General features: G+C 70.2%; 11 protein-coding genes and 1 pseudogene. 8 read left to right on the top strand and 4 right to left on the bottom strand.

Annotation, left to right across the window (positions count from 1 at the left end):
• Positions 1-2: 2 nt before the first annotated feature.
• The 5 genes and pseudogenes from ACIQU3_RS31635 to ACIQU3_RS31615 all read left to right on the top strand — a co-directional run bounded on the left by ACIQU3_RS31635 (position 3) and on the right by ACIQU3_RS31615 (position 3,639).
• Positions 3-95 (top strand): annotated as a pseudogene (locus tag ACIQU3_RS31635).
• Between the two features lie 418 nt (positions 96-513).
• Positions 514-1,308, top strand: a complete 795-nt coding sequence (locus ACIQU3_RS31630) for a BTAD domain-containing putative transcriptional regulator (RefSeq protein ID WP_403744035.1) — start codon at positions 514-516, stop codon at positions 1,306-1,308.
• A gap of 108 nt (positions 1,309-1,416) precedes the next feature.
• The gene (locus tag ACIQU3_RS31625; protein WP_403744033.1) at positions 1,417-1,848 is read left to right on the top strand and encodes a hypothetical protein; all 432 of its coding nucleotides are present in this window, start codon (positions 1,417-1,419) and stop codon (positions 1,846-1,848) included.
• A 24-nt stretch (positions 1,849-1,872) separates the two neighbouring features.
• Positions 1,873-3,417 (top strand): acyl-CoA carboxylase subunit beta, encoded by a 1,545-nt coding sequence (locus tag ACIQU3_RS31620; RefSeq protein ID WP_403744031.1) that lies wholly within the window; start codon positions 1,873-1,875, stop codon positions 3,415-3,417.
• A gap of 33 nt (positions 3,418-3,450) precedes the next feature.
• Positions 3,451-3,639, top strand: a complete 189-nt coding sequence (locus tag ACIQU3_RS31615; protein ID WP_030234973.1) for an acyl-CoA carboxylase epsilon subunit — start codon at positions 3,451-3,453, stop codon at positions 3,637-3,639.
• Positions 3,640-4,054: 415 nt separating this feature from the next.
• On the opposite strand, the gene ACIQU3_RS31610 is transcribed toward ACIQU3_RS31615, so the two are convergent.
• On the bottom strand, positions 4,055-4,681 hold the full coding sequence (locus ACIQU3_RS31610; RefSeq protein WP_403744026.1) for a TetR/AcrR family transcriptional regulator: 627 nt from the start codon (positions 4,679-4,681) through the stop codon (positions 4,055-4,057).
• 98 nt (positions 4,682-4,779) lie between these two features.
• Between ACIQU3_RS31610 and ACIQU3_RS31605 the strand changes: the two genes are divergently transcribed.
• Complete coding sequence (locus ACIQU3_RS31605; protein WP_403744024.1) at positions 4,780-5,265, top strand: DUF1453 domain-containing protein; 486 nt, start codon at positions 4,780-4,782, stop codon at positions 5,263-5,265.
• A gap of 111 nt (positions 5,266-5,376) precedes the next feature.
• On the opposite strand, the gene ACIQU3_RS31600 is transcribed toward ACIQU3_RS31605, so the two are convergent.
• The 3 genes from ACIQU3_RS31600 to ACIQU3_RS31590 form a co-directional block, all read right to left on the bottom strand.
• On the bottom strand, positions 5,377-6,159 hold the full coding sequence (locus ACIQU3_RS31600; protein WP_403744021.1) for a carbon-nitrogen hydrolase family protein: 783 nt from the start codon (positions 6,157-6,159) through the stop codon (positions 5,377-5,379).
• On the bottom strand, positions 6,156-7,601 hold the full coding sequence (locus ACIQU3_RS31595) for a class I adenylate-forming enzyme family protein (RefSeq protein WP_403929022.1): 1,446 nt from the start codon (positions 7,599-7,601) through the stop codon (positions 6,156-6,158). Before ACIQU3_RS31595 ends, ACIQU3_RS31600 begins: the two co-directional genes overlap by 4 nt.
• A gap of 189 nt (positions 7,602-7,790) precedes the next feature.
• Positions 7,791-8,408, bottom strand: coding sequence for a thioesterase II family protein (locus tag ACIQU3_RS31590; protein ID WP_403744017.1), 618 nt, complete (start codon positions 8,406-8,408; stop codon positions 7,791-7,793).
• A 377-nt stretch (positions 8,409-8,785) separates the two neighbouring features.
• On the opposite strand from ACIQU3_RS31590, the gene ACIQU3_RS31585 reads away from it, so the two are divergent.
• A complete protein-coding gene (locus ACIQU3_RS31585; RefSeq protein ID WP_246201640.1) occupies positions 8,786-9,688 on the top strand; it encodes an ATP-binding cassette domain-containing protein in 903 nt (300 codons plus the stop codon).
• Positions 9,689-9,690: 2 nt separating this feature from the next.
• On the top strand, positions 9,691-10,440 hold the full coding sequence (locus ACIQU3_RS31580; RefSeq protein ID WP_403744014.1) for an ABC transporter permease: 750 nt from the start codon (positions 9,691-9,693) through the stop codon (positions 10,438-10,440).
• The last annotated feature ends 158 nt before the right edge of the window (positions 10,441-10,598 follow it).

The raw sequence follows: 10,598 nt of genomic DNA, 5'->3' as shown, positions 1-10,598 counted from the left end.
CAGGAGAGGTGCCCGGAGCGGCTCAACGGGGACCAGAGAGCAATCTCACGGTCGGGCCCACAAAGCCCACGCAGGTTCGAATCCTGCCCTCTCCGCTCGCCGTATACGCCCCGGCAACCGACCTCCGGCGCGGCCCCGCCCCACCGGCCGCGCCGCCCCGGTGCCGCACACACCGTCGGTGACCCCCGCGCCGGCGGACACACGCGCCCCGGCGCACCCCCCGACACTGGGCGGTGCGCCGGGGCGCAGACACGTCCGCACCCACCACCCCCCTTCCGCTTAGCCTCTGATGTCCGGCAACCGCACAGGTCAGCACCCTTGTCGGCACAACTCGGACCCGTTCAGCAGAAAAATACCTTCTCAAAGGAATTATTCTGTGCCAGGATGGAGTCGGGAGGAAACCCCGGGACGGAAGCCGGCCGGGAGACCGCCACGCGGCCTCGACCGCAGAGACGGACCGCCGCCACCGGCCCCCCGACCACTCTCTGCCGCACTGATCGCCAAGGGGGAAACATGCTGAGGTTCTCGATCCTCGGGGCACTGCAGATCCGCACCGCGTCGGGACCGGCCGAGATCTCCGGCGATCTGCAACGGACCCTGGTTCAGACGCTGCTGGTCAGCGAGGGCCAGTCGGTCTCCGGTGAGGCCCTGGTCGAGGAGATGTGGGGCGAGGGCGCCCCGGACAACCAGGCCAACGCCCTGCAGGCCCATGTCAGTCGGCTGCGCCGCAAGCTGCGCGGCCTGGAGCCCGACCGCACCACCTCGCGCGTCACCATCCACCCCTCGGGCTACCGCCTGACGGTCAACGAGGGGGAGCTGGACGCCGCCGAGTTCGTCAGGACGGTCCGCCAGGCCGAGACCCTCGGTTCGGGCTCACCGGAGGAGGCGGCCCGGTTACTGAGGCAGGCCCTGGCCATGTGGCGGGGGCCGGTCTTCGGCGGCTTCACCGGCGGGACCCTGTGCCAACTCGCCGGCGCCCGCTACGAGGAGTACCGCATGCGGGCCATGGAGCTCCGCTTCGACGCCGAGCTGCGGCTCGGCCGGCACTCCGCCGTCCTGGCCGAACTCGCCGAGACCCACACGAGCCACCCGCTCCGGGAACGCTTCTGCGAGCAGCTGATGATCGCCCTGTACTGCGCGGGCCGCCAGGCCGACGCCCTGGACGTGTTCCGCCGTATGCGCCGCCACCTCGCCGACGAACTCGGCATCGAGCCCTCCCCCGCGCTGCGGCAGGTCGAGAGCGCCATCCTGTCCCACGACCCGGCCCTGTCCGGTGACGTGCGCGCTCCCCTGCTCCAACTCACCTGACGCCACCGGTCCCGACGCCGCGTAAGCGGCACGTCAGCCGCTGGTCAGCACTGCCTGGAACGATCCGGATCGGAAGTGGAAACCGCCCCCCGACCTTTGGAGAACCACATGACCACGAGCCAGTCGCCGGCCCGCGCCGTGACGACCCAGGGGCGCTCGGAGGCAGCGCGCCCGTTACGTCTCTTCCTCGGCCTCGACGCCGTCGTGACCGGCGGCAACGGCCTCATCTACCTGTTCGCCGCCGGCCCCGTGGGGGACCTGCTCGGCCTCGACACCGGCTTCCTCCGTGGCATCGGCGTCTTCCTCACCGTCTACGGCGCACTGGTCGCCGTGCTGGCCGGCCGTCCGGTGCCGTCCACCACGGCCACCAAGGTGGTCATCGAGGCGAACCTGCTGTGGGCGGTCGCGAGCGTGGCCGCCGTGGTCTTCGGCTGGCTGGACCCGAACACCGTCGGCACGGTGTGGACCCCGCTCCAGGCGGCCGTCGTCGCGGTCTTCGCCGTGCTCCAGATGAACGGTCTGCGCCGGCTCGGCAACTGACATCCCGTCCCATCAGGGGGAGACATGAGGTCACACGTCGCGGAGCTGGCCGGGATACGCCGCCAGGTGCTGGCCGGCCCGAGTGAGAAGGCGACGCGGGCACAGCACGCCAAGGGCAAGCTGACCGCGCGCGAGCGCATCGGCCTGCTGTTGGACGAGGGCTCGTTCCGCGAGATCGAGCAGCTGCGCCGGCACCGGGCGACCGGATTCGGTCTGGAGGACAGGAAGCCGTACACGGACGGTGTGATCACCGGCTGGGGCACGGTGGAGGGCCGCACGGTGTTCGTCTACGCCCACGACTTCCGGATCTTCGGCGGTGCGCTGGGTGAGGCCCACGCCACCAAGATCCACAAGATCATGGACATGGCCATCGCGGCGGGCGCACCGCTGGTCTCCCTCAACGACGGCGCCGGCGCCCGCATCCAGGAGGGCGTCACCGCGCTCGCCGGCTACGGCGGCATCTTCCAGCGCAACACCCGGGCGTCCGGCGTCATCCCGCAGATCTCGGTGATGCTCGGCCCGTGCGCCGGAGGTGCCGCCTACTCCCCCGCACTCACCGACTTCGTGTTCATGGTCCGCGAGACGTCGCAGATGTTCATCACCGGACCGGACGTCGTCAAGGCGGTCACCGGTGAGGAGATCACCCAGAACGGCCTCGGCGGCGCGGACGTGCACGCCGAGACCAGCGGCGTCTGCCACTTCGCCTACGGCGACGAGGAGACCTGCATCGCCGAGGTCCGCTACCTCCTGTCGCTGCTCCCGCAGAACAACCGGGAGAACCCGCCCGCGGTGCCGTGCGACGACCCGCACGACCGTCGCTGCGACACCCTCGCCGACCTGGTCCCGGCGGACGGCAACCGGCCCTACGACATGGCGGAGGTCATCGAGGAGATCGTCGACGACGGCGAGTACCTGGAGGTCCACGAGCGCTGGGCGCGCAACATCATCTGCGCGCTGGCCCGTCTCGGCGGGCAGGTGGTGGGCGTCGTCGCCAACCAGCCCCGGGTGCTCGCCGGTGTCCTGGACATCGAGGCCTCCGAGAAGGCCGCCCGCTTCGTGCAGATGTGCGACGCCTTCAGCATCCCGATCGTCACCCTCCTGGACGTCCCCGGGTTCCTGCCCGGCGTCGACCAGGAGCACGGCGGCATCATCCGCCACGGCGCCAAACTGCTGTACGCGTACTGCAACGCCACGGTGCCGCGGATCTCCCTGATCCTGCGCAAGGCCTACGGCGGCGCCTACATCGTCATGGACTCCCAGTCCATCGGCGCCGACCTCACCTACGCCTGGCCCACCAACGAGATCGCCGTCATGGGCGCCGAGGGCGCGGCCAACGTCATCTTCCGCCGCCGGATCGCCGAGGCCGAGGACCCCGAAGCCATGCGGGCCGAGCTGGTCAAGGAGTACAAGGCGGAACTGATGCACCCCTACTACGCGGCCGAGCGCGGCCTGGTCGACGACGTCATCGACCCCGCCGACACCCGCGAGATCCTCATCCGCTCATTGGCGATGCTGCGCACCAAGCACGCCGACCACCCCACCCGCAAGCACGGCAACCCCCCTCAGTGACGCCCACTGCCGCCCCACAGCGACGGAGGTCCCATGCTCACTCCCCCGCCCCCCATCCGCATCGAGAAGGGCCAGGCCACGGACGAGGAACTGGCAGCCCTCGCGGCCCTGTTGCTCAGCCGTGCCGCCCGGGCCGGCGTCGACGCGCAGGCGTCCACCCCCGGCACCACCTCCTGGCGCCCCCACCCCTTCCACGCCCCGCACAGCTGGCAGACGCCCTGAGCGACGACGCAGCGGCGGGCCGGTCCCCTCCCCTCGAGGGTGCCGGCCCGCCGCTTCGGCACACCCGACTCCCGCCGGGCCACGGGCGTCCCGCGGTCCGGTGCCTCGATCTGCCGCAGGCACCAGTGCACGGCGGCAAACAGGCCGAGCAACCCACCCGGACAACAAAGGCCCGGTTCAGGACCCCTTGCCCGCACGTTCGAGGACCGAGGGCCACGACGCCGGCGAGGCCAAGCGACTGGACGAGAGCGGCGGCGGCGAGCCTGCGCCCGCCCGCGGTGAGCCTCACGCCGCTTTCCCCGCCCATGCTCAAGATCAAAAACTTCGATTCCTGTCCTTCCTGCCTGGCCGAAGTGAGCGGAACAATCGTTCCGAGGTAAGCCGAGGTATCGCCCCTGGCGGCCCCGACCTGGGCTCACGCGGGATCCTGGCCGGCGGCCAGGGCACGCAGATGCCGGTGAAGGATCGCGCGCGCGTCCTCGGGCGGCATCAGATCGGGGTGGAGCACCCCGCCGAGGGTGAGACCGTCCAGGAGGGCGGCCAGCCGCTGGGTCTCCAGCGCGATGTCGAGGTCGCCGGGGATGCCACCGGAGCGCTGGGCCTCCAGCAGGACCCGACCGATCAGCTCGCGTGCCTCCTCGTGCATCCGGCGCGCGCAGGGCCGGAATTCCGGGCGGGTGCGCGCGGCGGTGACGAACGCCAGCCATACCACCGCCTCCTCGCGGCGGGTCTCGTCGAGGGGGAGGAACTCGGCGAACAACTCCTCGGTGCGGGCGCGGCGGTCGATGCCCGCGTCCGGGTCGAGGAGCTGCTCGGCGTGGCTGCGGATGCGGCCGTCGATGCGGCGCCGCAGCTCTTCCATGGTGAAGATCATCAGCTCGGTGTGGCTGGCGAAGTAGTGCCGCACGGAGCCGATGACGAGCCCGGCCTCCTGGGCGACGTTCCGCAGGGAGGCGCTTTCGAGGCCCTCCCTGCCCACGATGCGGAGAACGGCTTGGGCGACATCCTGACGCCGGGTTTCGGCTACGACGACTCTTGGCATGTTGTTGTTATAGCACGGGCTTGCTAAATTAATCCGGCGCGTCCCTGCTGGGGGCACGGACAGGCCAGGAACAAAGGGGTGCAGTGGTGGACACGTGGATGCTCGTAACGATCATCGCCATAGCCGCGGTCGCAGTGGTGATCAAGCGTCTGCTGGGCGAACCGCTCAACGCCCGGGACCTGTTCGCGCCACCGCTGGTCCTCACCGGCCTCGGGATCTGGGCCCTGACCGAGGTGAAGGGACTGACCGGTACGGACCTCGGCTGGGTCATCGCCGGTTCGGTGCTGGGTGTCGGGCTCGGCGCGGTGCGCGGCGCCACCATCCAGGTCTATCCCAAGGAAGGGATCCTCTACCAGCGCTACACCGGCAAGACGTTCCTCGTGATCATCGGTTCCCTGCTGGTGATGGCCCTCTTCGGCTTCCTCGCGGTACACATGGGGATGCAGGCGGAGGCGCGGCCGATCAACCTCTCCATCGGCGTCGGATTCCTGGGCGAGGCGCTGGTCGTCGGCGCCCGCGGGCTGTCCACGGGGGTTCCCTTCGCCCCCGAGAAGCCGCGGCGTTTCGAGCGGCCGCGCATCTGACGGCGGCCCGCCACGACGGCGAGACGAGGGGCCGGGAGACAGTGACTGTCTCCCGGCCCCTCGTCTCGTCATGTCGTCATGCCCGGAGGAGGCGGTCCGGGCATGACAGCTTCACGCGTACAGCTCCGGGCGCCGGTCGCGCAGGTACGTCGTGGAGGCGCGGGCGCGCTTGAGGACCAGCGGGTCGATGTCGGCCACGAGCAGGTCCTCGCGGTCCCCGGTGACGGCGTGCGTCGTGCCGTCGGGCGCCGCGACCGTGGTGTGGCCACAGAAACTGAGGCCGCCGTTGTCCCCGGTCCAGTTCGCGTACGCGATGTAGAGCTGGCTCTCGAAGGCGCGGGCCGGCACCAGCGTGCGGGCCACGAACTCCCAGGGCCGCATCAGTCCGGTGGGCACGAGCAGCAGATCAGTGCCGGCCAGAGCGTGCGCCCGCACCGTCTCCGGGAACTCCACGTCGTAACAGATCAGCATGCCGAGCGTCAGGGCGCCGAAGGACACCTGCACCACCCCTTCTTCCCCGGGGGTGAACCGGGCCCGCTCGGCCCGCCCATACAGATGTGCCTTGCGGTAGACCGCGAGCGTCTCACCCCCGGGCGCGACGAGGCGCGCGGAGTTGTACAGGGCGGGGCCGTCCGTCTCCGGCCAGCCGTGGACGATGCCGATGCCGAACTCCCGGGCGATGGCGGACACCTCCGCGCACAGCTCTCCATCCACGGGACCCGCGGCCTGGGCGAGATTGCCTGCCTGAAGGGGGTAGCCGCCGATCGAGATCTCGGGGGTGACGAGCAGCTTGGCCCCCTCATCGGCAGCGCGGCGCGCCGCTGTCCGCAGCTTCTCCAGAAGCTGACGCACATCGGTCGCGCCACAAGCCGCCTGTAGACAAGCGATCCTCACTGAGTGTTTCCTCCGGGGGAATCACCGGGCCCGGCCTGCGATTCCCGCGCGAGTCGCTCCAACTGCCGCTTGTCCGGCTTGCCGTTGCGGTTGAGCGGGAACCGGTCCAGGACGACGACCCGGTCGGGGTGCTCAAAGGGGGCAAGCATTTCACAGAGCCGGTCGCGCCAGTACGCGACCGTCTGCCCCCGCTCGTCCTCGACGAAGAACACCAGGCGCGATCCGCGCCGCTCATCGGGCAGCGGGACGATCCGGGCGGAGCAGTCCAGGGCGGCCACCTTGCGTTCGATCAGCTCCGGATAGAGCGTGTAACCCATCCGGTGCACAGCGAACTTGCGGCCGAGCGGGTACACGTTGCCGTGTTCGTCCAACTGGCCGAGGTCGCCGGTGCGCTGCCAGCCGTCGGCCGCGGGGATCAGGGCTCCGTCCTCGTCGAGGTGGCCCTCCATGCCGTCCGGGGTGTCCACCTCGATCTCGCCCGCCACGCCCGGTGCCACCTCATGGCCGTCCTCGTCGACCACCCGCAGGCGGATGCCCTCCATCGTGCGGCCGCAGGCGACCGGGTTCTCGATGGTGGCGAAGGCGATGTTGCCCAGCTCGGTGCTGCCGTAGCTGTCCAGCAGAGGGCGGCCGAACTCCGCGACGTACCGGTCGACGAGCGGCCCGTCCAGGGGCGCGGCGCCGACACAGAACATGCGCACCTGCTCGACGTCGGCGCGCAGCACGGGCTTGCGGCCGATCAGGTTGAGCATGCTGCGGTAGCTGGAGGGCGTCGCGTCGATCACCGTGACCCCGGTCTCGCCCGCCATCCGCAGGGCCCGGTCAAGCCGCTTGTACGGCGCGATCACCAACGAGGACCCGGTGATCCAGGCGATCAGCACCATGGAGAGCCCGTACTGGTGGGAGAAGGGCAGCAGCGGCATCAGCACGTCGTCCGCGACATGCCCCACCTGGTCGGCGTTGCGCCGCAGGTTCGTGAGGAACTTGGCGCCCGACTTGACGACGCCCTTGGGGGAACCGGTCGAGCCCGAGGTCCACATGATCAGGCCGTCGGGCCGCTCGCCCCACTCGTCGAACGACAACCGCTGTTCGGTGAGTTCGCGGCCCGCCGCGGCCACCAGGATCTCGTAGAGGTGGATGGCGTCCAGATCGTCGTCGATCGGCGCGTCGTCGTCGACGAGGAGGACCTTGGCGCCGGTGCGCCGGATGATGCGCCGGGTCTCCTCCGCGTGCTCCTGCTGGTCGACGAGGACGATGGAGGCGCCGAGGTGCATAAGCCCCAGCAGCGTCCCGACCCAACCCGCCGAGTTGCCTGCCTTGAGCAGGACGCGCTGGCCCGGGCCGACACCGCGGTCGCGGAGCGCGTCGGCGATGCGCAGGGCTCCCTCCTCCGTTGCGGAGAGGGTTTGAACCGAGTCGTGGGCAAATACCTTCGAGGTCACTGTCGGGAGGTTCCTTCCTCGGGCTCGGACATGACCGGTGCGCAGAGCCGCGGACCGGGAAGGCGACCGTCCACAAGGGCGGTCCATCGTCCGGGACGGTGAGGGAACCGTGCCGCTACTGATGCGTAACACGGGCCCCACCAAGGAAGTTAGGCAGTATGCCCCCACTCAGGAACCCTTAACCTCCCCCTAGGCTCCCTTGTTCTCCGCGACGAGGAGCTGATCGTGGACCAGGTTGGCGACCTGCCGGCGGCTGATGTCGAGGTAGCCCCGAGCCCCCGGGAACACCTCCAGGTCGAAGGTTCCGCTGGTGCGGTGCCGCCAGTTCCGCACCGCCGACACCGGCGCCCTTCGGTCCCTCTCGCCGGTGAGCGCCACGACCGGGCACCGTAACTCCGGTCCGCCGTCGCGGACTTCGCTCCGCGCGGCACCCACGGCGCCCGAGACGAACAGGGTCGCGGGGACGACGCCCGCCTCCCGCTCCAGCCTGCGCGCCACCCGGTACGCCAGGTCGGCGCCCCTGCCGTGCCCGAAGAGCGCCAGCGGCCGGTCCGTCCACTCCGCGAGGGTCTCGAAGGCGTCGTCGGCCAGGTCCGAGAGATCCCCGATCCGCGGGGGCGCGCTGCTGTCGAAGGCGTAGGAATGCTGGACCACCAGCATCTCGACGGACGGCAGCAGGAGTTCCGCCAGGCAGAGGAACGAGGACGTCGATTCGACACCGTGCGGAAAGGCGGCCAGCCTGAACTTGCCGGCGATCGAGGCATGCCGGATGCATATCAAATCCAGATCGGCACACACATGTGACACCAATAACCTTCCCCTTTCGAATCGATACTTACTTGTCACATACATCGATTAGCGCGACATTACGACGGAGTGAAACCGGCAACCTGGACCCTATGGTTGAGGTCCGGGTGGAGATACTGGCAGCTCAGGACCAATTTCGGCCACTACCGGCCGGCCGGGGCCCCGACCTGGTCTCCCCTGCACCCCACCCCCTGACCCCAGTTGAGTCCCGCAGGGGACACTAGGGGTTGTCCGCCGAATTCCGCGCGCAATACATTCTTTTCTCCCTGCGCTCAGCGCATCATGCGAGACCGGATGAGGCACCGCCGATGATCAAGGTACGAGACCTTGCCAAAACGTTCCGCAGCCGAAAAAACACCGTAGAGGCCGTCCGGGGCGTGGACATCGACGTCGCGGAAGGCGAACTGGTCGGATTCCTCGGCCCCAATGGCGCGGGAAAGTCCACCACGCTGCGGATGCTCTCCACGCTGCTGCGCCCCACCTCGGGCGTGGCGATGGTGGCCGGCTGCGATCTGCTCGACGACCCCGCCGGAGTGCGCCGCCGCATCGGTTACGTGGGGCAGGGCAACGGCGCCGGAGGCGACCAGCGCGTCGGCGAGGAGCTGATGACGCAGGCCCAGCTGTACGGCATCGACCGCAGGCAGGCCCGCCTGCGGGTCGAGGAACTCCTCGGCCAGTACGACCTCACGGGCATGGAGACCCGGACCGTGTCCACCCTCTCCGGGGGCCAGCGGCGGCGTCTCGACATCGTGATGGGCGTGCTGCACCGGCCCCAACTGGTCTTCCTGGACGAGCCGTCCACCGCCCTCGACCCGCAGAGCCGCAGCAACCTGTGGGACCACATCAGGTCACTGCGCGATCTGCACTCCACCACGGTGTTCCTCACCACGCACTACCTCGACGAGGTGGACGCCCTCTGCGAACGCATCCTGGTGATCGACGGCGGGCGGATCATCACCGAGGGCACCCCCGACGGCCTCAAGAGCGAGGTCTCCGGTGATCTGCTCGTCCTGGAGACCTCGGACCCGTCGAGCACGGCCGCGACCGCGGAACGCCTCCCGGGCGCCCGCGAGATCACCGTCGACGGCTCGACCGTACGGTTCCGGGTGCCGCTCGGCGGCTCGGTCCTCCCAGGCCTCCTGCGGGAACTCGACCGGAACCAGATCTCCGTCATGTCCGTACAGACCCACCGCCCGACCCTGGACGACGTGTTCCTCACCCTCACGGGCCGCAGTCTGCGCGACACGGACGCCGACTCCACCGACGAACAGGGAGAGTGACGGTGCACTACCTGAAGCAGACGCGCCTCATCTTCATCCGCTCCACCCGCCCGTGGGCCCGCAGCCCGCTCCAGCTCCTCGTCGGGATATCCGGCCCCCTGGTCTATCTCGTGCTCTTCGGCCCCCTGCTGAAGAACACACTGCCCGGCGACGTGGACGCCTGGCAGTGGTTCGTGCCCGGCATGCTGATGCAGCTCACCCTGTTCGGTGCCGCCTACGCCGGGTTCTCCCTCACTCCCGAGCTGCGCTCCGGGGTCATGGAGCGGCTGCGCGTCGCCCCCGTCAGCCGTGCCGCGCTGCTCTCCGGCCGCGTCCTGAGCGACCTGGCCCAACTGGGCATCCAGGGCGTCATGCTGCTCGCCGCGGCCACGGCCTTCGGTTTCCGCGCCCCGCTCCCCGCGGTCGTGCTGCTGCTGGCGCTGTCCTCCGTGCTCGCCGCCGGGATCAGCTCGGCCTCGTACGCGCTGGCCCTCATCCTCAAGCAGGAGAACCGCTTCGCCCCGCTGCTCAGCATGGTGCTGGTGCCGCTCATGCTGCTCTCCGGAGTGCTGCTCCCGATGAGTGCGGCGCCGGACTGGCTGTACGACCTGTCACGGGTCAATCCGCTGTCCCACGTGGTCGACGCGCTGCGTGCGATCACCGCCGGGGAGTACGCCTCCTCGACCACCCTGACCGGTGCCCTGGCCGCCCTCTCTTTGGTGGTCATCTTCGGCGCCTGGGGCATGCGGACCATGAACCGCGAACAGGGTTGAGGCCCCGCGGCACCCGGCCGGGTGCCGCGCGGGGGGGGGGGGCGGGGGCCCCCCCCCCCCCCCGGGGGGGGCGGGGGCCCCCCCCCCCCCCCCCCCCCCCCCCCCCCGCGCGGATGGACGACCAAGACCCCCCCCCCCCCCCCCCCCCCCCCCCCCCC

The organism is Streptomyces sp. NPDC101110, from assembly GCF_044759525.1.
GTDB lineage: Bacteria > Actinomycetota > Actinomycetes > Streptomycetales > Streptomycetaceae > Streptomyces.
Note: the sequence above shows the minus strand (reverse complement) of the source record. Positions and strands in the feature narration are given on the sequence as shown.